The organism is Kocuria sp. CPCC 205258, from assembly GCF_040981005.1.
Lineage (GTDB): Bacteria > Actinomycetota > Actinomycetes > Actinomycetales > Micrococcaceae > Kocuria > Kocuria rosea.
The window spans coordinates 60,163-83,328 of the sequence record NZ_JAVKPS010000006.1; the positions used below are offsets into that span (position 1 = coordinate 60,163).

Sequence of the window (23,166 nt, forward strand, 5' to 3'; positions counted from 1 at the left end):
CTGGAAAAGTTGACGTCTCGTCGGGGTGGACCGAGCGGGATCAGACCTCTTCGACCGAGCTGGGCTCGGAGTGCGAGAGATCGATGCCCAGTTCCTCGGCCGCCCGGAAGACCTCGTCATCCGAATCGCGCATCTCGATGGTGTTGCCGTCCGCCGAGAGCACCTCGACGTTCAGGCACAGCGACTGCATCTCCTTGATGAGGACCTTGAAGGACTCGGGGACACCCGGCTCGGGGATGTTCTCGCCCTTCACGATGGCCTCGTAGACCTTCACGCGCCCGTGCACGTCGTCGGACTTGACCGTCAGCAGCTCCTGCAGCGTGTAGGCGGCGCCGTACGCCTCGAGCGCCCAGACCTCCATCTCGCCGAAGCGCTGGCCGCCGAACTGCGCCTTACCGCCCAGCGGCTGCTGGGTGATCATGGAGTACGGGCCGGTGGAGCGCGCGTGGATCTTGTCGTCCACGAGGTGGTGCAGCTTCAGGATGTACTGGTAGCCGACCGACACCGGGTCCGGGAACGGCTCGCCGGAGCGGCCGTCGAACAGCCGGGCCTTGCCGGACCGGTCGATCAGCCGCACGCCGTCGCGCGTCGGGTTGGTGTGGTCGAGGAGGTCGAAGATCTCCTCCTCGCGCGCGCCGTCGAACACCGGGGTGGCCACGTTCGTGGGGCCGGACTGCTTCGGGAAGTTCGGCAGCCGGTCGAGCCACTCGGGGTCGCCCTCGATGTTCCAGCCCTGCTTCGCGAGCCAGCCGGTGTGCACCTCGAGGACCTGCCCCAGGTTCATGCGGCCGGGCACGCCCAGCGGGTTGAGGATGATGTCCACGGGGGTCCCGTCCTCGAGGAACGGCATGTCCTCCAGGGGCAGGATCTTCGAGATGACGCCCTTGTTGCCGTGGCGGCCGGCGAGCTTGTCGCCGTCCGTGATCTTGCGCTTCTGCGCCACGTACACCCGGACCACCTGGTTGACGCCCGCGGGCAGGTCGTCGTCCTCGTCGTCGCGGTCGAAGACGCGCACGCCGATGACGGTGCCGGACTCGCCGTGGGGCACCTTCAGGGACGTGTCGCGCACCTCGCGGGACTTCTCGCCGAAGATCGCCCGCAGCAGGCGCTCCTCCGGGGTCAGCTCGGTCTCGCCCTTCGGGGTGACCTTGCCCACGAGGATGTCGCCGGCCTGGACCTCCGCGCCGATGTGGATGATGCCGCGCTCGTCGAGGGCGGACAGCACCTCCTCGGACACGTTCGGGATGTCCCGGGTGATCTCCTCGGCGCCCAGCTTCGTGTCGCGGGCGTCGATCTCGTGCTCCTCGATGTGGATGGAGGTGAGCACGTCCTCCGAGACCATGCGCTGGGAGAGGATGATCGCGTCCTCGTAGTTGAGGCCCTCCCAGGACATGTAGGCGACCAGCAGGTTCTTGCCCAGGGCCAGCTCGCCCTGGTCCGTGGAGGGGCCGTCGGCGATGACCGAGCGCTCCTCGACGCGATCGCCCTCGGAGACGATGACGCGCTGGTTGTAGGTGTTGCCCGGGTTGGAGCGCGTGAACTTGTTGATCGGGTAGACCGTGGTCGTCCCGTCGTCGTTGAGCACGCGCACGAGGTTCGCCGAGACCTCCTCGACCACGCCGGCCTTGCGGGCCAGCACGGAGTCCCCGGCGTCCAGGGCCGCGTAGCGCTCCATGCCGGTGCCCACGAGCGGGGCCTCGGACTCGAGCAGCGGCACGGCCTGGCGCTGCATGTTGGCGCCCATGAGCGCGCGGTTGGCGTCGTCGTGCTCCAGGTACGGGATGAGCGCGGTCGCCACGGACACCATCTGACGCGGGGAGACGTCCATGAACTGCACGGCGGTCGGGTCGACCAGCACGGCCTCGCCCGAGCCGTCGGCGGCGCGCGCGAGGACGGCGTCCTCGGCGAACCGGTTGTCCGGGCCCAGCGGGGCGTTGGCCTGGGCGATCGTCACGCCGCGCTCGTCGTCGGCGGTGAGGTACTCGACCTCGTCGGTGACGAGGCCGTCCACGACCTTGCGGTACGGGGTCTCGATGAAGCCGAACGGGTTGATCCGCCCGTAGGTCGCCAGCGAGCCGATGAGGCCGATGTTGGAGCCCTCGGGGGTCTCGATCGGGCACATGCGGCCGTAGTGCGACGGGTGGACGTCACGGACCTCCATGCCGGCGCGGTCGCGGGAGAGACCGCCCGGGCCGAGCGCGGACAGGCGCCGCTTGTGGGTCAGGCCCGCGAGCGGGTTGTTCTGGTCCATGAACTGCGACAGCTGCGAGGTGCCGAAGAACTCCTTGATCGCCGCCACGACGGGACGGATGTTGATCAGGGTCTGCGGGGTGATCGCCTCGACGTCCTGGGTGGTCATGCGCTCGCGCACCACGCGCTCCATGCGGGACAGGCCCGTGCGGATCTGGTTCTCGATGAGCTCGCCCACGGCGCGGATGCGGCGGTTGCCGAAGTGGTCGATGTCGTCGACGTCCACGACGACCTCGCGGGGCTCGCCGTCGCGCACGCCCTTCATGGTGCCGCCGCCGGCGTGCAGGGTGACGAGGTAGCGGATCATCGCGACGATGTCGTCGACCGACAGCACGGAGGCGTCCTCGTCCTCGAACGCCTTGTCGAGGCCCAGCTTCCGGTTAATCTTGTACCGGCCGACCTTCGCGAGGTCGTAGCGCTTGGAGTTGAAGTACATGTTGTCGAGCAGCGCCTGCGCGGCGTCGACCGTGGGCGGCTCCCCCGGGCGCAGCTTGCGGTAGATGTCCAGCAGCGCGTCCTCGCGGGACTCGACGGTGTCCTTCTCGAGGGTCGCCCGGATGGAGTCGAACTCCCCGAACTCCTCGAGGATGCGGGACTCGCTCCAGCCGAGGGCCTTGAGCAGCACGGTGACCGACTGCTTGCGCTTGCGGTCGAGGCGCACGCCGACCTGGTCGCGCTTGTCGATCTCGAGCTCGAACCAGGCGCCGCGCGAGGGGATGATCTTCGCGGAGTAGATGTCCTTGTCCGAGGTGCGGTCCTGGCCGCGCTCGAAGTAGGCGCCCGGCGAGCGGACGAGCTGGGACACGACGACACGCTCGGTGCCGTTGATGACGAAGGTGCCCTTCTCGGTCATCAGCGGGAAGTCGCCCATGAACACGGTCTGCTGCTTGATCTCGCCCGTGTTGTTGTTCATGAACTCGGCCTTGACGTACAGGGGCGCCGAGTACGTGGCGTCCCGGTCCTTGCACTCGTCCATGGTGTACTTCGGGTCGTAGAACTCCGGCTCCGAGAAGGACAGGGACATGGTGCCCTGGAAGTCCTCGATCGGGGAGATCTCCTCGAAGATGTCGGACAGCCCGGAGGTGCGGGCGATGCCCTGCTCCCCGGTCTCGATGGCCTGCTGGACGCGGGCCTGCCACCGCTCGTTGCCCACGAGACGGTCGAAGCTGTCCGTCTGGAGGGCCAGCAGGTTCGGCACGTCCAGCGGTTCATGGATCTTGGCGAAGGAGATGCGGCGCGGGATGTTCCCGTCGGCCGGTCGGTTAGCGGTTACGTTCGAATCGGTGCTCGAGGCGACCAAGATGGATTCCTTCCACAGACCTGCAGTTGAATCGCGCAGTACCCGATCGGGTGTACGGGTGTGCGAGGGCCAGCGGACTCGAGATGCTGGTTCGCTCCCCGGGGGCGCCCACCGCTATATGAAGGCACGCAGAATGAGGGACAACGCAAAGATCCAGCATAGACGCGAAGTGCGGCTCTGTCCACACGACCGGTGGACGCGGACGTCCACCGGTCGTAGGATGGGAAATTTCGTGCTCCGGGTCTCACCGGCACCGGGGGCGCCGGGCCCGCGGGTCAGCCCGCGGCCGCGAACGCCTCGACCGGCGGGCAGCTGCAGACGAGGTTGCGGTCCCCGGCGGCGTTCTCCACCCGGCCCACGGGCGGCCAGTACTTGGCGCGGCGCAGCTCGGGCAGCGGGTAGGCGGCCCGGGACCGGGGGTAGGCCCGGTCCCACTCGTCGGCCGTGAGCACCTCCGCGGTGTGCGGCGCGCGGCGCAGGACCGAGTCCTCGAGCGCGACCTCGCCGTCGGCCACGGCGGTCATCTCCGCGTGGATCCCGCGCATCGCGGCCACGAACCGGTCGAGCTCCGCGAGGTTCTCGGACTCCGTGGGCTCCACCATGAGCGTGCCCGCCACCGGGAACGCGAGGGTGGGGGCGTGGAAGCCGTAGTCGACGAGCCGCTTGCAGACGTCCTCCGCGGTCACCCCGGAGGCCTTCGTGAGCGCGCGCAGGTCGAGGATGCACTCGTGGGCCACGAACCCGCCCGGGCCGGTGTAGAGGGTCGGGAAGACGTCGGCCAGCCGGGCGGAGACGTAGTTCGCGCTGAGGATCGCGGTGCGCGACGACGCGGTGAGCCCCTCCGCGCCGGTCATGGCGATGTACATCCAGGAGATCGGCAGCACCCCGGCCGACCCGTGGCGGGCCTGGGACACGGGGAAGGAGTCCTCCCCGCCGTCCGGGGCCGCGGGGTCCCCGGGCAGGAACGGCACGAGGTGCTCCGCCACGGCCACGGGCCCCACGCCGGGCCCCCCGCCGCCGTGCGGGATGCAGAAGGTCTTGTGCAGGTTCAGGTGGGAGACGTCCCCGCCGAAGCGGCCCGGCAGGGCGAGGCCCATGAGCGCGTTGAGGTTGGCGCCGTCCACGTAGACCTGGCCCCCCGCCTCGTGCACGGCCTCGCACACGGCCGTGATCTGCTCCTCGAACACGCCGTGCGTCGAGGGGTAGGTGACCATGATGCCCGCCAGCTCCTCCCCCACGCTCCCGATCTTCGCGGCGAGGTCCTCCAGGTCCACGGAGCCGTCCCCGGCGGTGGCCACGACCACCACCTTGAGGTCCGCGAGCACCGCGGAGGCGGCGTTGGTGCCGTGGGCCGAGGACGGGATGAGGACGGTGGTGCGCTGCCGGTCGCCCCGGGAGAGGTGGTAGCGGCGGATCGCGAGGAGCCCGGCGAGCTCGCCCTGGGAGCCGGCGTTGGGCTGGACGGAGACCGCGGCGTAGCCGGTGATCTCCGTGAGCCAGGACTCGAGCTGGGCGATGAGCTCGCGCCAGCCGAGGGTCTGTTCCTCGGGGGCGAGCGGGTGGATCGAGGCGAACTCGGGCCAGCTGATGGGCTCCATCTCCGCGGCGGCGTTGAGCTTCATGGTGCAGGAGCCGAGCGGGATCATGGTCCGGTCGAGGGCCAGGTCCTTGTCCGCGAGGGAGCGCAGCCAGCGCATCATCGCAGTCTCGGAGCGGTGCAGCGTGAACACGGGGTGGGTCAGGTAGGAGTCGGTGCGCAGCAGCTCGGCGGGCAGGTCCCAGGCCCCGCCCGCGCCCGGCTCGTCGACGGCCGCGGCGCCGAAGGCCGCGAGCACGGCGTCGACGTCGCGCTCGTCGTGGGGCTCCCCCACCGACACGGAGACGTGGTCCGCGCCGGCCCGGCGGACGTTGATCCCGCGCTCCGCGGCGGCGGCCACGACGGCGTCGGCGCGGCCGGGGACCTCGGCGAGCACGGTGTCGAAGAACCGGTCGTGGACCACGCGCACGCCCGCCGCGGCGAGCCCGGCGGCCAGGCGGGCGGCCAGCCCGTGCACGCGCTCGGCGATGGCGCGGAGCCCGTCCGCGCCGTGGTAGGCGGCGTAGGCGCCGGCCACGATGGCCAGCAAGGCCTGGGCGGTGCAGATGTTCGAGGTGGCTTTCTCGCGGCGGATGTGCTGCTCGCGGGTCTGCAGGGCCAGCCGGTAGGCGGGCCGGCCGGAGGAGTCGGTGGAGACGCCCACCAGGCGGCCGGGCAGGTTGCGCTCGAGGCCCTTGCGGCAGGCGAGGAACGCGGCGTGGGGCCCGCCGAAGAACAGGGGCACCCCGAAGCGCTGGGCCGAGCCCACGGCGATGTCCGCGCCCTGCTCCCCCGGGGAGCGCAGCAGGGTCAGGGCCAGCAGGTCGGTGGCCACGGCCACGAGCGCCCCCCGCGCGTGCGCCTCCTCGGCGCGCTCGGCGAGGGGGACGACCTCGCCGTCGACGCCCACCTGGGTCAGGACCACCCCCAAGAGCTCGCCCTCGGGCAGCCCCTCGGCGAGGTCGGCGACGACCAGCTCGATGCCCACGGCCCGGCAGCGCCCGCGCAGCACGGCGAGGGTCTGCGGGAGCGTCCGGGCGTCGACGACGACGCGCCGGCTCGTGGCCTTCCGGTTGGCCCGGCGCATCATGAGCACGGCCTCGGCCACCGCGGTGGCCTCGTCCAGGAGGGAGGCGTTCGCCAGGTCCAGGCCGGTGAGGTCCATGACGGCGTTCTGGAACGTGAGCAGGGCCTCGAGGCGTCCCTGCGAGATCTCGGGCTGGTAGGGGGTGTAGGAGGTGTACCAGGCGGGGTTCTCGAGGATGTTGCGGCGCAGCGCCGGCGGGGTGACGGTGTCCGCGTAGCCCTGCCCGATCATCTGGGTCATCACCCGGTTCTTGGCCGCGACCCGGCGCAGGGCCGCGAGGGCCTCGTGCTCGGACATCGGGGCGGGCAGGCCCAGCGGCTCGGAGGAGGCGATGGTCGCGGGGACGGCGCGGGCGACGAGCTCGTCGAGGTCGGCCGCGCCGACGGTCTCGAGCATGATCGCGGTCTCGGCGGCGTCCGGGCCGAGGTGGCGTGGCAGGAAGGACAAGGTGAGCTCCTCGTGGTCCGAGGCCCGGTGGGGCCCGTCCGCCCTCCCCCGCCCGGACTCTCCCGCTGCGCGTGGGCGGCCGATGTGGTCGTGCCCCCAGTCTCCCACAGACCGTCCGGGCCCGGCACGGCACGAGGCCCCGGACGCCGTGCGTCCGGGGCCTCGCAGGAGCGTCCGTGAAGGGACGCGTCCGGGGTCCTACTTGAGGGTGACGGTGGCGCCGGCGCCCTCGAGGGCCTCCTTGGCCTTGTCCGCGGCCTCCTTGGTGGCGCCCTCGAGGACGGCCTTGGGGGCCGAGTCCACGAGGTCCTTGGCCTCCTTGAGGCCGAGGGAGGTCAGCGCGCGGACCTCCTTGATGACCTGGATCTTCTTCTCGCCGGCGGCCTCGAGGACGACGTCGAACTCGGTCTGCTCCTCGGCCTCCTCGGCGGCGGCGGCCGGAGCGGCGGCACCGGCGACGGCCACGGGGGCGGCGGCGGTGACGTCGAAGGTCTCCTCGAAGGCCTTCACGAACTCGGAGAGCTCGATGAGGGAGAGCTCCTTGAACGCGTCGATCAGTTCAGCGGTGGTGAGCTTGGCCATGGTTGTGGCTCCTTTTCGATGGTGTGCCCCGGCCGGGTTCGTCGGCGCGGGACGGTCTGGTTCCGTGGTGAGAATGTGCCTCGCGGCGGGGATGCTGGTCAGGCGTCCTGCTCCTCGACCTTGGCGCGCAGCGCCTCGGCCGTGCGGACGGTCTTCGACAGCGGCGCCTGGAACAGCGCCGCGGCCTGGGACAGGGACGCCTGCGCGGCACCGGCCACCTTGGCCAGCAGCACCTCGCGGGACTCGAGGTCCGCGAGCTGCTTGATCTCCGCGTCGCTCAGGGCCTTGCCCTCGAGGTAACCGCCCTTGACGACGAGCTGCGGGTTCGCCTTGGCGAAGTCACGCAGGCTCTTGGCGGCCTCGACGGGGTCCCCCGAGATGAAGGCGATCGCGCTCGGGCCGGCGAGCTGGCCGTCGAACGCGTCGATCCCCAGCTCCTTGGCCGCGATCGCGGTCAGCGTGTTCTTCACCACGGCGTATTCGGCGTTCTCACCGAGCGAGCGGCGCAGCTCCTTGAGCTGGGCCACGGTGAGGCCGCGGTACTCAGTCAGGACAGCGGCGTCCGAGTTGGAGAACAGTTCCTTCAACTCGGCGACCGCGGCTGCCTTTTCCGGGTTCGCCATGGTACTCCTTCCGGTCTTCGATGCCGGTCGCTGCCGCAAGGGTCCGGGCACAGAAAAAGCCCCGCGCAGATGCCCGGGGCTCGGCGTCGCACCCCGTGCAGGACGGGACGTGCTCGCTGTGCTGGTTCACCTGCGCTGGCGGTTCCTGGCGGAACTCTTACGGCTGTCCTCCCGCACTGCGCACTCCGAAACGGGGCGCACGGGGCAGGGGGACCACGACCGGCGGTCTTTGGTGTCTCCCAGGCTACCGGAGGCCCCCGCCGCGGCCAAATCGGCTCCGGGACGGCCCCGGACCCGGCTCAGGCGGAGGGGAAGTCGCGGGCCCACACGCCGCTGCGCCCGGCCACGCGGAAGCCCAGCCGGGCGTTGACCCGGCTCATCCGGTCGTCGCCGCTGTGGCTCCAGGAGTAGACGGTGCGCACGCTCGGGGCCAGCCGCTCGAGCTGCTGCAGGTTGGCCAGCTTCAGCCGGGTGGCGAGCCACCGGCGGCGGTGCTCGCGCAGGACCACGGTCTCGTCCTGCATCCCGATCGGCGGCTCCTCCCCCGCCAGGACGATCTCGGTCATCCCGACGAGGCGTCCGGTGGGCTCGTGCTCGGCGACGGCCACGAGCGAGAGGTTGCCCGCCTCCGCGCGCAGTTGCTCGGTGCGCCGCACGCGCTCGGCGTCCCAGGGCTCGGGCTCGGCGGCGGCCACGGGGGCCAGGAACGAGTCGGTCGCCATGCGCGAGTGCAGGGCGGCGAGCTCGTCGAGCCGGTCCTCGGGGGCCGGGCCGCTCCAGACGTGGATCCGGTACGGCTCCTGCGCCGGCGAGGCCGCAACCTCGTCCAGCAGGGCCGCGACGCGCTCGGGCGGCAGGGGGACGTCCAGCACCCCGAAGTCGCTGACCGACTCGAGCCGGTAGCCGGCGCTGAGGGCGAAGCGGGTCTGCCGGTTGGACACGGGCAGCCGGCCCGAGCCGTCGGCGGCGTCCACCCACTCGACCATCCCGGGGGTGACCAGCGGGAAGACCCCGGTGACGCTGCCGTCGCCCTGGATCTCCTCGGGCCCGGGGTGCTCGGTCTGGATCCGCAGGTGCCGGCGGGACTCGCCCACGGCGAGCTGCTCGGCGGCGGCCAGCAGCTCGCTGCCGGTGCCCTGCGAGGTGACGTCGGGGTCCACGTCGACGGTGATGTGGGCGGAGTCGGTGAGCGTGACCAGGGGCATCCGCACCTCGGCCCGACCCGCGAGCCGGTCCCCGGCCCACGCCAGCAGGACGACCACGCGCTCGAAGGGGTCCCGCAGGTCCCGGTAGAGCTCCTGGGCGTCACCGGTGAGGTCCGAGATCCCCCACACGTGCTGCCGGGACCGGCGCACGAGCTCCGCGACGCGCCCCAGCAGCTCCTGCGCGGCGTCGTCGAACTCGTCGGGGATGCGCATCTGCTCGATGCGCACTGGGGGGTGCTCGCTCACGTGGGGGGTCTCCGTTCCGTGGGCGCCGGCGGACGCCCGCCGGCTGCTGGGTCGTGGGAGGGGTGGTCCCGTCGGACGGGAAGGGGCCCGGCCGCATCGGCCGGGCCCCCACCCGTCGGAGCCCCGCGGGCTCCGGTGCACGGCGTCAGGCGCCGACGACGACCTCGGTGGCGTTCGGGTCGACCGGGATGCCCGGCCCGAACGTGGTCGAGACGGTCGCCTTCGTGATGTAGCGGCCCTTCGACGCGGAGGGCTTCAGGCGCAGGATCTCCTCGAGGGCGGCGCCGTAGTTCTCCGCCAGCTTCTCGAGCTCGAAGGACGTCTTGCCCACGATGAAGTGCAGGTTCGAGTGCTTGTCGACGCGGAAGTCGATCTTGCCGCCCTTGATGTCGTTGACGGCCTTGGTCACGTCCATGGTGACGGTGCCGGTCTTGGGGTTCGGCATCAGGTTGCGGGGGCCGAGGACCTTGCCCAGCCGGCCGACCTTGCCCATCATGTCCGGGGTGGCCACGGCGGCGTCGAAGTCGGTCCAGCCGCCCTGGATGCGGGCGATCAGGTCGTCGGAGCCGACGTAGTCCGCTCCGGCCTCCTCCGCGGCGGCGGCCTTGTCGCCGGTCGCGAAGACGACGACGCGGGCGGTCTTGCCGGTGCCGTTGGGCAGGTTCACGGTGCCGCGGACCATCTGGTCGGCCTTGCGGGGGTCGACACCGAGGCGGAGGACGACCTCCACGGTCGAGTCGGTCTTCGCGGTGTCGAGCTCCTTGGCCAGGGCCACGGCCTCGGCCGGGGCGTACAGCGTGCCCGCGTCGATCTTGGCGGCGGCCGCCTGGTATGCCTTGCTGCGCTTTGCCATCTGCTTCTTCTCCTTGTGCAGTTGTGGTCTGCGGGCCGCGCTCGGCCCTGCCACGTCAATAACGGTGGGTGGTGATCAGCCGAGGCTGGTCACTCGACCTCGATGCCCATGGAGCGGGCGGTGCCGGCGATGATCTTCGCGGCGGCGTCGATGTCGTTGGCGTTGAGGTCTTCCTTCTTGGTCTCGGCGATCTCACGGACCTGGTCCATGCTGAGCTTGCCGACCTTCTGGGTGTGCGGGACACCCGAGCCCTTGGCGACGCCGGCGGCCTTCTTGATCAGCTGCGCGGCGGGCGGGGTCTTCGTGACGAAGGTGAACGAGCGGTCCTCGTAGACCGTGATCTCCACGGGCACGATGTTGCCGCGCTGGGACTCCGTGGCCGCGTTGTAGGCCTTGCAGAATTCCATGATGTTGACGCCGTGCTGACCGAGGGCCGGACCCACGGGAGGAGCCGGGTTGGCGGCGCCTGCCTGGATCTGCAGCTTGATCAGGCCGGAGACCTTCTTCTTCTTGGGAGCCATGTGCTGGTCCTTCTTCTGCTGGACGTACCGGCGCACAGGAGCGTACGACGGCGGGTGGCCGCCGTGGCGCGGCGGCCGGGCGGCCCGGCGGCGAAGCATGCACCGCGGGGCCGGGAACTGGGGCGGGCCGGAGCGGCCCGCGGGGCTCAGATCTTGGAGACCTGGTTGAAGCCGAGGGTGACGGGGGTCTCGCGCTCGAAGATCGACACGAGGACGACCAGCTGCTGGGACTCCACCTTGATCTCGGAGATCGTGGCGGGGAGGGTCTCGAAGGGGCCCTCCTTGACGATGACGGACTCGCCGACCTCGAAGTCGACGTCGATCTGCGGCTGCGCGCTGGGCTGGGCGGAGGACTCGGCCCCCGCGCCCTGCGGCGCCTCGAAGACCGGGTTGAGCATCTCGAAGACCTCGTCGAGGCGCAGCGGCACCGGGTTGTAGGCGTCCTGGCCGACGAAGCCGGTGACGCCCGGGGTGTGGCGGACCGCACCCCAGGAGGCGTCGGTGAGGTTCATGCGCACCAGCACGTAGCCCGGGATCCGCACCCGGCGCACGATCTTGCGCTGGGCGTTCTTGATCTCGACGACCTCCTCCATCGGCACCTCGATCTGGAAGATGTCGTCCTCCATGTTGAGGGACTGGATGCGGGTCTCGAGGTTCGTCTTCACGCGGTTCTCGTAGCCGGCGTAGGTGTGGATGACGTACCAGTCACCCTCCTGGCGGCGCAGCTTCGACTTGAACTCCTCGACGGGGTCCACGGCGGGCGCCTCGTCCTCGGCCGCGGGGGCCTCCTCGTCGGCCGGGGCCTCCGCCTCGAGCGGGGCCTCCTCGTCGAGCGGGGCCTCCTCGTCGGCGGGCGCGGCGGGAGCCTCGTCGGCGACCGGGGCGTGCTCCGGGTCGTGGGCGGCCGCGAAGTCGTCCTCCTGCACGGAGGTCTCGGCCTCCGGCAGCTCCGGAGCCTGCTGGTCGACCTCGGCCGGTGCCTCGGTGCCGTTTTCGAGCTCGTGCTCGGTCACTGGATCTCCCTCAAAGTTCTTTCGTGGATGTCGTGCTCTGCTGGGTCACGGTGGCCGGCCGCGCCGGTCCGTGCGCCGCCCGGATCAGCCGGCGGCGTCCCCCTGCCCGAAGATCCACAGGGCGGCCTGGCCGAACGCCAGGTCCAGGACCGAGATGAGCACCATCATGAACGCGACGAACACGAGGACGACCAGGACGTAGTTGACCAGTTCGCGCCGGGTGGGGGTGACCACCTTCCGGAGCTCGCCGACGACCTGGCGCAGGAACAGGAACAGGCGCCCGAAGACGCCGCGGGGGCTCTCCGCGCCCTGCTCCGGGGGCTGGCCCGACGCGCGGCCGGCGGTGGTCTGCGACATCGGCTCTCCCTGTGTGGACTCGTGCGTGCCGCGCAGTGCTGCCGGCCCGCCGTCGCCGCGGCGGCTCCCGGCACCCCCGTGGGGGTGCCGGGGACCACCCCGGACTGGAGCAGGGCAGACAGGACTCGAACCTGCAACCTGCGGTTTTGGAGACCGCTGCGCTACCAATTGCGCCACTGCCCTACGTGCCTCGCGGCCTCGGCCGGCGTGGGGACGCCGGTCTCGATCGCTCGGACCCGGTCACCGACTCTACCATCCGGTCCCGCCGTGACGGCGCGGCCGAGCAGGCGCCGATGACACCAGTCGTCCATCCTAGGCGACCCGGGCGGCGGGGTGCAATCCGGGCGGGCGCGGCCGCCGGGGCGCCGGGCCCGCGGTGCGGACGCCCGAGTAGCATGGGGGCGTCCGCACCGCCGTCCCCGCACCCGGCGGAGACCGCCCGTTCCCCTCCAGGAGGCCCCCGGTCATGACCACGTCCCGCATCTCCCGGCGCGTCGGCGCCATCGCAGAGTCCGCGACGCTCGCCGTGGACGCGAAGGCGAAGGCCCTCAAGGCCGCCGGCCGGCCCGTGATCGGCTTCGGCGCCGGGGAGCCCGACTTCCCGACCCCCCAGTACATCGTGGACGCCGCCGCGGCCGCCCTGCAGGACCCGGCGAACTTCCGGTACACGCCGGCCGCGGGCCTGCCCGAGCTGCGCAGGGCGGTGGCCGAGCAGACCGCCCGGGACGACGGCTACGCGGTGGAGCCCTCCCAGGTGCTCGTCACCAACGGCGGCAAGCAGGCCGTGTTCCAGGCCTTCGCGACGGTCGTGGACGAGGGCGACGACGTCCTGCTGCCCGCCCCGTACTGGACCACCTACCCCGAGGCCATCAAGCTCGCGGGGGGCAACCCGGTCGAGGTCTTCGCCGGGCCGGAGCTCGGCTACAAGGTCACCCCCGAGCTGCTCGAGGCGGCGTGGACCGAGCGCACCAAGGCCCTGCTGTTCTGCTCGCCGTCGAACCCCACGGGCGCCGTGTACTCCCCCGAGGAGACCGCGGCCGTGGGCCGCTGGGCGGCGGAGAAGGGGATCTTCGTGCTGACCGACGAGATCTACCAGCACCTCACCTACGACGGCGTGCCGTTCACCTCGATCGCCGCCGCCGTGCCGGAGCTGGGCGAGAACGTGGTCGTCCTCAACGGCGTGGCCAAGACGTACGCGATGACCGGCTGGCGGGTGGGCTGGATGATCGGGGCCCCCGACGTCATCAAGGCGGCCACGAACCTGCAGTCCCACCTGACCTCCAACGTCAACAACGTGGCCCAGCGGGCCGCGCTGGCGGCCGTGTCCGGCCCGCTCGACGAGGCCCACCGGATGCGGGAGGCCTTCGATCGCCGCCGCCGGGTCATGGTCGAGGCCCTCAACGCCATCGACGGCGTGGAGTGCCCCACCCCGACCGGCGCGTTCTACGCCTACGCGGACGTGCGGGGCCTGCTCGGCCGGCGCTTCGGCGACGCGACGCCGCAGACCTCCGCCGAGCTGGCCGAGCTGATCCTGGAGCAGGCGGAGGTGGCCGTGGTGCCCGGCGAGGCGTTCGGCCCCTCCGGCTTCCTGCGCCTGTCCTACGCCCTCGGCGACGACGACCTCGCGGAGGGCCTGCGCCGGCTCCAGGAGTACCTGGGCGGCGCCGCGTGAGTGCCGCGACGGACGCCCGGGACGCCGCCGTGGCCGCGGCGGAGCAGGTGCCCGCGGCGGCGCTCGTGAGCGCCGGGCTGATCGGCGGGTACGCCACGGCCCGGGCGACCGGCGTCCGCCCCCTGGGCGGGGCGGTGCTGGCCGCGGCCGGGGCAGCGGCCGCCCACACGTGGTGGCACCGCGGCGGGCCGGGCACCACGGCGGCGCTCGGCGCGCTCTACGTCCTGGGCTTCGGGCTCTCCCACCCGCTGGCCCGGCGGATCGGGGCCTGGCCGTCGGTCCTGGCCGTGACCGCCGCCAACGCCGCCGCCAACACCGTCCTGGTGGACCGTCCCGGCCGCTGAGCCGCGACCGCCGCGCACCGGCGCCGCCCGCCCCCGGAGGGGGACGGGCGGCGCCGTCGTCGTCCCGCGCCCCCGGGCCGCGCCTCAGTCGCCGACGGCCTCCAGGCCGCGGCGCACGATCAGCGGGTCGGGGGGATAGACCACGTCCGGGTCCTTGTCCTCGTAGTCGAACTGGTCCAGGAAGAAGCGCATCGCGTTGAGCCGGGCGCGCTTCTTGTCGTTGGACTTCACCGTGATCCACGGGGCGTGGTCGGTGTCCGTGCGCAGGAACATCTCCTCCTTCGCGTCCGTGTAGTCCTCCCACCGGTCCAGGGACGCCAGGTCCATGGGCGAGAGCTTCCACCGGCGCACGGGGTCGATCTGGCGGATCGCGAACCGGGTGCGCTGCTCGTGCTGGGTCACGGAGAACCAGAACTTGGTGAGGTGGATTCCGGAATCCACGAGCATCTTCTCGAAGACGGGCGCCTGGGCCATGAACTGTTCGTACTGCGGGTCCGTGCAGAAGCCCATGACGCGCTCGACGTTGGCGCGGTTGTACCAGGAGCGGTCGAACATCACGATCTCCCCCGCCGTGGGCAGGTGCTGGATGTAGCGCTGGAAGTACCACTGGCCCCGCTCCCGGTCCGAGGGCTTCGTCAGGGCCACGACCCGGGCTGCGCGCGGGTTCAGGTGCTCGGTGAAGCGCTTGATCGTCCCGCCCTTGCCGGCGGCGTCCCGGCCCTCGAACACGATGACGTGCTGGAGGTCGTGGTCCTGGCCCCAGTACTGGAACTTCAGCAGCTCGATCTGCAGCTGGTACTTCTCGAGCTCGTACTCCTCCCGCGACAGCCGCTCGCCGTACGGGTAGTCCTCCCGCCAGGTCTCCACGGCCGATCCCCCGGGATCGATGAGGTCCGGGTCCGGGGACTGCCCGTCCCGCACCGTGTACCCCTGGTCGACCAGCTTGTCGATGAACTCCCGCAGGTTCTCCCGGGCCGGTTCCTTGTCCGCGTTCAACGCCACCCCTCCTTCCGGGCCCGTCAGGGCCCCTTTCCCGGCAGTCTAGGCCGCGGGCGGGCGGGCGGCGCCGGGGGCCAACACGGCCGGGCCCGGCCCTGCCGCCCGGGCCCGGACTCACTAGACTGGGCCTGCCGGCGCACGTCCGGCCCGCCACGCACGCCCCGCCCACCCGGAGGAGACTGTACGGATGAAGATCGGACTGCTGACCAGCGGCGGGGACTGCCCCGGACTCAACGCGGTGATCCGCGGCGCCGTGCTGCACGGGATCAAGACCTACGGCCACGAGTTCGTGGGCTTCCGCGACGGCTGGCGCGGGGTGCTCGAGGGCGACATCATGGACCTGCCCCGCACCCGGGTCCGCGGCCTCGCCCGGGAGGGCGGGACCATCCTCGGCACCTCCCGCACGAACCCCTACTCCGGGCCCGGCGGCGGGCCGGAGAACATCGGGGTGATGCTCGAGCGCCACGCGGTGGACGCGATCGTGGCCATCGGCGGAGAGGGCACCCTGGCCGGCGCCAAGCGCCTGGCCGACGCCGGACTGCCCGTGGTGGGGGTGCCCAAGACCATCGACAACGACCTGCAGGCCACCGACTACACGTTCGGCTTCGACACGGCCGTGTCCATCGCCACCGACGCCATGGACCGGCTGCGCACCACCGGGGAGTCCCACCACCGGTGCATGGTCGCCGAGGTCATGGGCCGCCACGTCGGGTGGATCGCGCTGCACTCGGGCATGTCCGCCGGCGCCCACGCGGTGCTGATCCCCGAGCAGAAGGTCTCGATGGACCAGGTCTGCGCGTGGGTGCAGGAGGTCTACGACCGGGGTCGCTCCCCGCTGGTGGTCGTCGCGGAGGGGTTCATCCCCGAGGACCGGGAGGACGTGCTCGCCGGGAAGGGCACCGAGGCCGACGGCCGCCCGCGCCTGGGCGGGATCGGGGAGTACGTCACGCAGGAGATCGAGCGCCTCACCGGCATCGAGACCCGCAACACCACGCTCGGGCACATCCAGCGCGGGGGCGCCCCCACCGGCTTCGACCGCGTGCTCGCCACCCGCTTCGGGATGTCCGTGGTCGACCTCGTGCACGAGAAGCAGTGGGGGCGGATGGTCGCCATCCGCGGCACCGACATGGTCCGCGTCGACTTCGCCGAGGCCCTCGAGGGGCTCAAGACCGTCCCCCAGGACCGCTGGGACGAGGCGCGCGTCCTCTTCGGCCGCTGAGGCGGGCGGCGGCCCGGGCGGTCAGACCTGCGGGTCCGCGCCGCCCGGGGCCCGGCCCTGCGCCGCTCCGGGCCCGGGGCGGACCTCGGTGACGGGAGTCCCGGGGTCCGGCGAGGTCAGGGGCGGGGTCCGCGGAGGAAGCCCGTCTGCCGGCCGACCACCTGCCCGGCGTCCGGCGGCACGACGACCTGCTGCGCCGCGGCCCACCGCTGCTCGCCGTCGGTGACGACGAGCTCGGCGGCGGGATCGACGGTGCGCTTGAGCACGGCCAGGGCGATGGGGCCCTGCTCGTGGTGGAGCTGCACGGAGGTGACGCGCCCCACCGTGCGCTCCCCCGCGACCACCTCGGCCCCGGCGGCGGGCAGCGTGTGCTCCGACCCGTCGAGGTCGAGCAGCACCAGCCGGCGGGGCGGGTGCCCGAGGTTGTGCACCCGTGCGACGGTCTCCTGGCCCTTGTAGCAGCCCTTGGCCAGGTGCACGGCGGTGCGCAGGAGGTCGAGTTCGTGCGGGATCGTCCGTTCGTCCGTCTCGGCGCCCAGGCGGGGGCGCCACGCGGCGATCCGCAGCGCCTCGGCGGCCCACGCGCCGGCGAGGGGGAGGTCGAGGGTCAGGGCGTCGAGCTCGTCGCGGGGCACGAGGTGCTCCCACCAGGTGCGCTCCTCGCCGGGGTGGGGCCCGTCGAGGACGGCGTAGCTCCACCCGCCGGGGGCGACGTGGGGCCACGGGTCCCGCCACACGACCGTGGCGGGCAGGCCGGGCACGGGGCCGGTGGCGCCGAGCACGGCCCACTGCCCGGTGCGGTCCTCGATCTCGACGCGCAGCGCGAAGCGCATGCGCTCGAGCCACGCCACCAGGGCCGCGGTCTCGTCGGCCTCGGTGATCAGCCAGGTGCTGGTGCCGTCGTCCACCACATGGGGGGCGTGCTCGATCCGCCCCTGCACGGACAGGAAGAGGGTCTCGGTGCTGTGCCCGGACTCGAGCCCGGTGAGCACCTGGGAGGAGAGGGTGGTGAGCCAGCTGAGCCGGTCGGGCCCGGTGACGGTCACGACGCCCTTGTGGGAGAGGTCCACCACGGTGCCGGGGGTGCGCACGAGGGAGCGCTGCTCGCGCAGCGGGTCGCCGTAGTGGGCGGCCACCCCGCGGTCCAGGCCCTCGGCCTCGACGGCGCCCGGCCGGTGGAGCAGGGGGGAACGGTGCTCGGTCACGGAACTCAGCCGATCTTCCGCAGCTGCGCGGAGGCGTGGGTGGTCAGGGGCTCGCCGAGGGCGGCCATGTCCCAGGCCCAGAACAGGTCGCCGTGGACCAGGCCGTACATGCGGGTCGAGGAGCTGTACTCCTTGGCCCCGCGGGCGCGGATCACGGCGTCCGTGGCGAGATCGATCCGCGGGCCCTTGATCTGCCCGGCGTAGAGCTCGGCGACGCCGCCGGGGTGGGTCAGGGTCACGAGGACGTCGAAGCCGCCGTCCGCGTTGCGCATCCGCTCCACGTCCTCGGCGCCCTGGAGCACGGGCACGAGGTCCGGCGGGAGCATCCCGGGGCCCACGTCGCCGTCCTCGAGGGTGCGGTCGAGCTGCCAGAAGCCCTGTTCCACGGTGGCCGGGCGCATCGGCTGCCCCTCGTCGTCGAGGAGCGTGGTCTGTGCCCGGTAGTCGAGGAACGGCAGCCCGTTCTGCTCGAAGGTCACGCGCTGCCGGAACGGCCGCTGCTCGACCTCGCCGTAGCCCATGAAGCCGTCGCCCTCCCAGGTGCCCAGCAGCCAGGCGAAGGGGACGAGCTCGGGCAGCAGATCCGAGGGGATCTCGATCGGCACGGGACTAGTGCTGTCCCTTGAACAGTCCGAGGACCACCTTCAGGGAGATCCCGGCGATGAACAGGCCCGAGATGCCGAGCAGGGCGAGGTAGAAGATTTCGAGTGCAAGCATGGCCCTAAACTACCACGGTGCTCACCAGCCGGGCAGTGAACACGGCCCCCACCCCGAGGAACGCCACGGGGGTCACGCCGAGGGCCACGACGCCCCGCTTGGGCGAGCTCTTCGGGGCCGCCGCGATGACGCGCCCGCCCACGAGGGCCACCAGCGCGGCCAGGACGGCGCCGACCACCACGAGCAGTGCGGGGTCCGGGCCCGTGGCCCGGTAGTCGCCGGCCAGGGCGATCCAGCCGGAGGAGCTGACCGCCGCCAGCACGCCCGCCGTGGAGGCGATCGCGGACTCGAGCCGGTGCTCGGCGCCCTCGCCGCGCACCAGCTCCGCCGCGAACACCGTCATGAGGGCCACGCCGACGACGGCGGGCAGCCACACGAGCTGCTGGCCGGGCAGGAACTGCACGAGCAGGGCCGCGACGACGCCGGCGGCGGTCATGATCACGTTGTGGCGGTGCCTCGCCGCGATGCCGGTGGCCGCCGGCCAGCCGAAGCCGATGACCACGGACATGCCCAGCGCCAGCACCAGCGGCGCGGGCCCGGCGACCGCGACCGCCACGAGGGCCGCCACCAGCCCGGCCACGCTGCACGCGGCGATCATGGCGTATCTCATGGTGATCGGGTTCCTGCACTGTCGGGGGTCGGGACCTGCGCCCGGGCGGACACGAGCAACGATAGCGGCTCGCCGCGGGGCGCGGGCGGAGCGCCGGGACCGGGTGCGGGACCGGGAACCGGGCGCGGGGCCGGGCGGGCACGGGCCGCGGGACGCTCCGGGCCGGCGAGGTCGCGGAGCCGGTCGCCCGCCCGGACCTATACTGACAGCTCAGTCCGTACGCCAGAGTGGAGAAGCACGAGTGTTCCAGATCCTGATGCTGACCGACGCGGACGGACCTTCGGCATCGGTGCTCCCGGCCCTCGACCTGCTCAACCACAAGGTCTCGGTCGCCCCGACGCGGACCGTGTCCGGCAGCCTCGACGGCCGGTCCCCGGACGTGGTCCTGCTGGACGGGCGCACCGACCTGATCACCGCCCGCAACCTCGCGCAGCTGCTCACCGCCAAGGGCCTGGCCGCGCCGCTGCTGATGGTCCTCACCGAGGGCGGGATGGCGGCCGTGGCCGCGAACTGGATGGTCGACGACGTCGTGCTCGACACCGCCGGCCCCGCGGAGGTCGAGGCGCGGCTGCGCCTGGCCTCCTCCCGCACGGCCGAGGTCCCCGAGGACGACACCCGCATCCGTGCGGGCTCCGTGGTCATCGACGACGCCGCGTACTCCGCGCACGTCAACGGCCAGCCTCTGAACCTCACCTACAAGGAGTTCGAGCTGCTGAAGTACCTGGCCCAGCACTCGGGGCGGGTCTTCACCCGCGCCCAGCTGCTCAGCGAGGTCTGGGGCTACGACTACTACGGCGGCACCCGCACCGTGGACGTGCACGTGCGGCGCCTGCGCGCCAAGCTGGGCGCGGACCACGAGCACCTGATCACCACGGTGCGTAACGTGGGCTACAGCTTCGCCACGACGCGGGCCCGGGAGGGCTGAGCACCTCCCGACCCGGTCCGTGCGCCCCATCCCGTTCCGCAGGAGGTCCCCATGTCCCGTTCCGTGCCGTACGACCTCGACCGCCCGGACGTCCCGCCGGCCGAGGAGATCGTGGCGCTCGCGTCCCGCGCCGCCGCCGCGGACGGCGACCCGCCGTTCTCCGACCAGACCCTGGTGGACCTGCGCTCGGCGCGCGACGGCCGGGTCCGCACCGTCCTGGCGCGCTCGCGCGAGGGGGAGCTCCTCGGCGCCGCCGTGCGCGTGCCCGAGCCCGACGGCGCCCACCTCGTGGAGCTCGTGGTCGGCCCCGCCCACCGCGGCGCCGGGATCGGCGCGGCGCTGGCCGGCGCCGTGGCCGCCGGGACCACCGGCACGGTGCGCGCCTGGGCGCACGGCGGGCACCCCGCCGCCGCCGCGCTCGCCGCCCGGCACGGCCTGGCCCCCGTGCGGGACCTGCACCGGCTGCTGCGCCCGCTGCGCGGCGCGGCGGACCTGCCCCTCCCGGAGGCGATGCCCGAGGGCTTCCGCCTGCGGGCGTTCGAGCCCGGCCGCGACGAGCAGGAGTGGCTGCGGGTCAACGCGGCCGCCTTCGCCGAGCACCCGGAGCAGGGCAGGATGACCCTCGACGACCTCCGGCAGCGGGAGGCCGAGCCGTGGTTCGACGCCGCCGGCTTCCTGCTCGCCGTCCGGGAGGACGAGCCCGGGACCGTGGCCGGCTTCCACTGGACCAAGGTGCACGCCGCCGACGCCGAGCGCGGTCCCCTCGGCGAGGTGTACGCCGTGGGCGTAGCCCCCGGGCACCAGGGCACGGGGCTGGGCCGGGCGCTGACCGCCGCCGGCGTCAACCACCTCGCCCGGCAGGGGCTCGACGAGGTCATGCTCTACGTGGACGGGGACAACGCCGCCGCGATGCGGCTGTACGAGGCGCTGGGGTTCCGGCCCTGGCACCTCGACGTGATGTACGCCGGCACCCTCCCCGGCTGACCCGCCACCCGATCCTCCCGCGCCCGGACCGCCGGGGCGGGCACGACGAGACAGGACCGTGATGACCACCCACCAGCAGGACAGCCCGCAGTCCGCGCCGGCCCCGGGCGCCCCCGGGGCCCCGGCCGCCGGGTCCGGCACCGCACCCCCCGGGGGCCCCGACGAGCTCCCCGACTCCGCCCGGAGCCACGGGGACCGGGACCGGATCGACGACCCCGTGCCCGCGGCCCGGCAGGTGCTGGAGGGCCGGCACGGGCCCGAGCGCTTCCTGGACCGCGAGGCCAGCTGGGTGGCGTTCAACTCCCGGGTCCTGGAGCTGGCGGAGGACCCGGACCTCTTCCTCCTGGAGCGGGTGCACTTCCTGTCCATCGTGGCCTCCAACCTGGACGAGTTCTTCATGGTCCGGGTGGCCGGGCTCAAGCGGCGCATCGCCACGGGCATCGCCCGGCCGGCCGCCTCCGGGCACTCCCCCGCGGAGCAGATGGCCACCATCGCCGCGCGCGCCCACGAGCTGCAGGAGCGGCACGCGCGGGCCTTCCACGACCTGGTGCGGCCCGAGCTGACCCGGCAGAACATCCACCTGGTCGGCTGGGAGGACCTGGACGCCGCCACGCGGGAGCGGCTCACCGGGGACTTCCACCGGCAGGTGTTCCCCATCCTCACGCCGCTGGCCGTGGACCCGGCCCACCCGTTCCCCTACATCTCCGGGCTGAGCCTCAACCTGGCCGTGATGGTCCGCAACCCGCAGTCGGGCAAGCGGCTGTTCGCCCGCGTGAAGGTCCCGGACCAGCTGCCCCGGCTGCTGTCGGTGGACGGGTCCCGGGCCTCGCGCCTGCCGAACGGCCAGGCCCGGTTCATCCCGCTCGAGGACGTCATCGCCCAGCACCTGGACGACCTGTTCCCCGGGATGGAGGTCGAGGAGCACCAGGTGTTCCGCGTGACCCGCAACGAGGACCTGGAGGTCGAGGAGGACGACGCCGAGAACCTCCTGCAGGCCCTGGAGAAGGAGCTGCTGCGCCGCCGCTTCGGTCCCGCGGTGCGCCTGGAGGTCACGGACAGCATCAGCACGGAGGTGCTCGAGCTGCTCGTCTCGGAGCTGGGCATCGACGAGTCCGAGATCTACCGGCTGCCCGCCCCGCTGGACCTGCGCGGGCTGGGGGTCATCGCCGGCATCGACCGCCCGGAGCTGCACTACGCCCGCCATGTGGCGCACACCTCCCGCTACCTCAACGCCGCGGAGACCGCCAAGGCGGCGGACGTCTTCGCCGCGACCCGGGCCCGGGACGTGCTGCTGCACCACCCCTACGACTCGTTCGCCACGAGCGTCCAGGCCTTCCTGGAGCAGGCCGCCGCGGACCCGAAGGTCCAGGCCATCAAGCAGACCCTGTACCGGACCTCGGGCGACTCCCCCATCGTGGACGCGCTCATCGACGCTGCCGAGGCCGGCAAGCAGGTGCTGGCGCTGGTGGAGATCAAGGCCCGCTTCGACGAGCAGGCCAACATCTCCTGGGCCCGCAAGCTCGAGCAGGCCGGGGTGCACGTGGTCTACGGCATCGTGGGGCTGAAGACCCACTGCAAGCTCTCCCTCGTGGTCCGCCAGGAGGAGCACGGGCTGCGCCGGTACGTGCACATCGGCACCGGCAACTACCACCCCTCCACCGCGCGCTTCTACGAGGACCTGGGGCTGCTCACGTGCGACCCGGAGGTCGGGGAGGACGTCTCCCGGCTCTTCAACCAGCTCTCCGGCTACGCGCCCAAGACCACCTTCCAGCGCCTGCTCGTGGCGCCCCGCTCCGTGCGCTCCGGGCTCGTCGACCTTGTGGAGGCCGAGATCCGCCACCACCGGGCCGGCCGCCCGGCCCGGATCCAGGTCAAGTGCAACTCGATCGTGGACGAGGCCGTGATCGACGCCCTCTACCGGGCCTCGCAGGCCGGGGTGCCCGTAGACGTGGTGGTCCGCGGGATCTGCGCCCTGCGCCCCGGGGTGCCGGGGCTGAGCGAGAACATCCGGGTCCGCTCGGTGCTGGGCCGGTTCCTGGAGCACTCCCGGGTCTTCGCGTTCTGCAACGCCGGCGAGCCCCTCGTCTACATCGGCTCGGCGGACATGATGCACCGCAACCTCGACCGCCGGGTGGAGACCCTGGTGCGGATCACGGACCCCCAGCAGGCGTCCGCGCTCGTGCGGCTGCTCGCCCGCTACGTCTCGGACGCCACGGCCAGCTGGCACCTGGACGCCGAGGGCGTGTGGACCCGCCACCACCGGGACGCCGAGGGGAACCCGCTCGTGGACGTCCAGGAGCACCTGCTGCGCAGCCGGGCCCTCGGCCGGCCGACGATCTAGTCGGCGGTGGAACGGGTCAGCGGTAGCATCGTGGAGGTGCCGCCCGACGGTCCGGACCGCGGGCCCCGGCACGCCCGTGCACCACGGACA

At 72.6% G+C, this 23,166-nt stretch carries 19 protein-coding genes and 1 tRNA gene; 6 read left to right on the top strand and 14 right to left on the bottom strand.

Annotation, left to right across the window (positions count from 1 at the left end; translation table 11 throughout):
* Window positions 1-40: 40 nt before the first annotated feature.
* The 10 genes from rpoB to RF644_RS11710 form a co-directional block, all read right to left on the bottom strand.
* Window positions 41-3,550 (bottom strand): DNA-directed RNA polymerase subunit beta, encoded by a 3,510-nt coding sequence (rpoB, locus tag RF644_RS11665; RefSeq protein WP_133409327.1) that lies wholly within the window; start codon window positions 3,548-3,550, stop codon window positions 41-43.
* Window positions 3,551-3,825: 275 nt separating this feature from the next.
* Complete coding sequence (gene gcvP, locus RF644_RS11670) at window positions 3,826-6,660, bottom strand: aminomethyl-transferring glycine dehydrogenase (RefSeq protein ID WP_368796635.1); 2,835 nt, start codon at window positions 6,658-6,660, stop codon at window positions 3,826-3,828.
* Between the two features lie 198 nt (window positions 6,661-6,858).
* Entirely contained in the window at window positions 6,859-7,242 is a 384-nt protein-coding gene (gene rplL / locus RF644_RS11675) for a 50S ribosomal protein L7/L12 (protein WP_017833276.1), read from the bottom strand.
* 98 nt (window positions 7,243-7,340) lie between these two features.
* On the bottom strand, window positions 7,341-7,865 hold the full coding sequence (gene rplJ, locus RF644_RS11680; protein ID WP_017833275.1) for a 50S ribosomal protein L10: 525 nt from the start codon (window positions 7,863-7,865) through the stop codon (window positions 7,341-7,343).
* A 299-nt stretch (window positions 7,866-8,164) separates the two neighbouring features.
* Window positions 8,165-9,316 (bottom strand): GNAT family N-acetyltransferase, encoded by a 1,152-nt coding sequence (locus tag RF644_RS11685; RefSeq protein WP_368796636.1) that lies wholly within the window; start codon window positions 9,314-9,316, stop codon window positions 8,165-8,167.
* A gap of 145 nt (window positions 9,317-9,461) precedes the next feature.
* Complete coding sequence (rplA, locus tag RF644_RS11690; protein WP_017833273.1) at window positions 9,462-10,169, bottom strand: 50S ribosomal protein L1; 708 nt, start codon at window positions 10,167-10,169, stop codon at window positions 9,462-9,464.
* 89 nt (window positions 10,170-10,258) lie between these two features.
* Window positions 10,259-10,690: a 50S ribosomal protein L11 gene (gene rplK, locus RF644_RS11695; RefSeq protein ID WP_017833272.1), complete on the bottom strand. Its 432-nt coding sequence runs from the start codon at window positions 10,688-10,690 to the stop codon at window positions 10,259-10,261.
* A 146-nt stretch (window positions 10,691-10,836) separates the two neighbouring features.
* Window positions 10,837-11,703, bottom strand: coding sequence for a transcription termination/antitermination protein NusG (gene nusG / locus RF644_RS11700; protein WP_368796637.1), 867 nt, complete (start codon window positions 11,701-11,703; stop codon window positions 10,837-10,839).
* An 84-nt stretch (window positions 11,704-11,787) separates the two neighbouring features.
* The gene (secE, locus tag RF644_RS11705) at window positions 11,788-12,060 is read right to left on the bottom strand and encodes a preprotein translocase subunit SecE (RefSeq protein ID WP_017833270.1); all 273 of its coding nucleotides are present in this window, start codon (window positions 12,058-12,060) and stop codon (window positions 11,788-11,790) included.
* A gap of 110 nt (window positions 12,061-12,170) precedes the next feature.
* Window positions 12,171-12,243 (bottom strand) — tRNA-Trp (locus tag RF644_RS11710).
* 283 nt (window positions 12,244-12,526) lie between these two features.
* On the opposite strand from RF644_RS11710, the gene RF644_RS11715 reads away from it, so the two are divergent.
* On the top strand, window positions 12,527-13,732 hold the full coding sequence (locus RF644_RS11715) for a pyridoxal phosphate-dependent aminotransferase (RefSeq protein WP_144836158.1): 1,206 nt from the start codon (window positions 12,527-12,529) through the stop codon (window positions 13,730-13,732).
* Complete coding sequence (locus RF644_RS11720) at window positions 13,729-14,076, top strand: hypothetical protein (RefSeq protein ID WP_368796638.1); 348 nt, start codon at window positions 13,729-13,731, stop codon at window positions 14,074-14,076. Before RF644_RS11715 ends, RF644_RS11720 begins: the two co-directional genes overlap by 4 nt.
* Before the next feature lie 84 nt (window positions 14,077-14,160).
* Here RF644_RS11720 and ppk2 read toward each other — a convergent pair whose 3' ends face one another.
* On the bottom strand, window positions 14,161-15,072 hold the full coding sequence (gene ppk2 / locus RF644_RS11725; protein WP_368796740.1) for a polyphosphate kinase 2: 912 nt from the start codon (window positions 15,070-15,072) through the stop codon (window positions 14,161-14,163).
* A 190-nt stretch (window positions 15,073-15,262) separates the two neighbouring features.
* Between ppk2 and RF644_RS11730 the strand changes: the two genes are divergently transcribed.
* On the top strand, window positions 15,263-16,294 hold the full coding sequence (locus tag RF644_RS11730; RefSeq protein ID WP_017834233.1) for a 6-phosphofructokinase: 1,032 nt from the start codon (window positions 15,263-15,265) through the stop codon (window positions 16,292-16,294).
* Between the two features lie 116 nt (window positions 16,295-16,410).
* Here RF644_RS11730 and RF644_RS11735 read toward each other — a convergent pair whose 3' ends face one another.
* From RF644_RS11735 to RF644_RS11745, 3 genes are all read right to left on the bottom strand, one after another.
* Window positions 16,411-17,499: a folate-binding protein YgfZ gene (locus tag RF644_RS11735; protein ID WP_368796639.1), complete on the bottom strand. Its 1,089-nt coding sequence runs from the start codon at window positions 17,497-17,499 to the stop codon at window positions 16,411-16,413.
* Window positions 17,500-17,504: 5 nt separating this feature from the next.
* Window positions 17,505-18,104 carry an FABP family protein gene (locus tag RF644_RS11740; protein ID WP_017834235.1) on the bottom strand — a complete coding sequence of 200 codons (600 nt, stop codon included), beginning with the start codon at window positions 18,102-18,104 and terminating at the stop codon, window positions 17,505-17,507.
* Between the two features lie 116 nt (window positions 18,105-18,220).
* On the bottom strand, window positions 18,221-18,826 hold the full coding sequence (locus RF644_RS11745; protein WP_251355408.1) for a hypothetical protein: 606 nt from the start codon (window positions 18,824-18,826) through the stop codon (window positions 18,221-18,223).
* Between the two features lie 241 nt (window positions 18,827-19,067).
* On the opposite strand from RF644_RS11745, the gene RF644_RS11750 reads away from it, so the two are divergent.
* The 3 genes from RF644_RS11750 (at window position 19,068) to RF644_RS11760 (ending at window position 23,076) form a co-directional block, all read left to right on the top strand.
* Entirely contained in the window at window positions 19,068-19,751 is a 684-nt protein-coding gene (locus RF644_RS11750; RefSeq protein ID WP_017834238.1) for a response regulator transcription factor, read from the top strand.
* Window positions 19,752-19,802: 51 nt separating this feature from the next.
* Window positions 19,803-20,735, top strand: coding sequence for a mycothiol synthase (gene mshD, locus RF644_RS11755; protein ID WP_035924917.1), 933 nt, complete (start codon window positions 19,803-19,805; stop codon window positions 20,733-20,735).
* 61 nt (window positions 20,736-20,796) lie between these two features.
* Window positions 20,797-23,076 (top strand): RNA degradosome polyphosphate kinase, encoded by a 2,280-nt coding sequence (locus tag RF644_RS11760; protein WP_368796640.1) that lies wholly within the window; start codon window positions 20,797-20,799, stop codon window positions 23,074-23,076.
* The last annotated feature ends 90 nt before the right edge of the window (window positions 23,077-23,166 follow it).

Excerpts from the sequence above, each read along its gene's own strand:
- RF644_RS11760 (WP_368796640.1), top strand. The coding sequence starts at position 20,797 with ATGACCACCCACCAGCAGGACAGCCCGCAGTCCGCGCCGGCCCCGGGC.
- rplJ (WP_017833275.1), bottom strand. The coding sequence starts at position 7,865 with ATGGCGAACCCGGAAAAGGCAGCCGCGGTCGCCGAGTTGAAGGAACTG.
- RF644_RS11745 (WP_251355408.1), bottom strand. The coding sequence starts at position 18,826 with ATGAGATACGCCATGATCGCCGCGTGCAGCGTGGCCGGGCTGGTGGCG.
- rplL (WP_017833276.1), bottom strand. The coding sequence starts at position 7,242 with ATGGCCAAGCTCACCACCGCTGAACTGATCGACGCGTTCAAGGAGCTC.
- secE (WP_017833270.1), bottom strand. The coding sequence starts at position 12,060 with ATGTCGCAGACCACCGCCGGCCGCGCGTCGGGCCAGCCCCCGGAGCAG.
- rplA (WP_017833273.1), bottom strand. The coding sequence starts at position 10,169 with ATGGCAAAGCGCAGCAAGGCATACCAGGCGGCCGCCGCCAAGATCGAC.
- RF644_RS11715 (WP_144836158.1), top strand. The coding sequence starts at position 12,527 with ATGACCACGTCCCGCATCTCCCGGCGCGTCGGCGCCATCGCAGAGTCC.
- mshD (WP_035924917.1), top strand. The coding sequence starts at position 19,803 with ATGTCCCGTTCCGTGCCGTACGACCTCGACCGCCCGGACGTCCCGCCG.
- RF644_RS11730 (WP_017834233.1), top strand. The coding sequence starts at position 15,263 with ATGAAGATCGGACTGCTGACCAGCGGCGGGGACTGCCCCGGACTCAAC.
- rplK (WP_017833272.1), bottom strand. The coding sequence starts at position 10,690 with ATGGCTCCCAAGAAGAAGAAGGTCTCCGGCCTGATCAAGCTGCAGATC.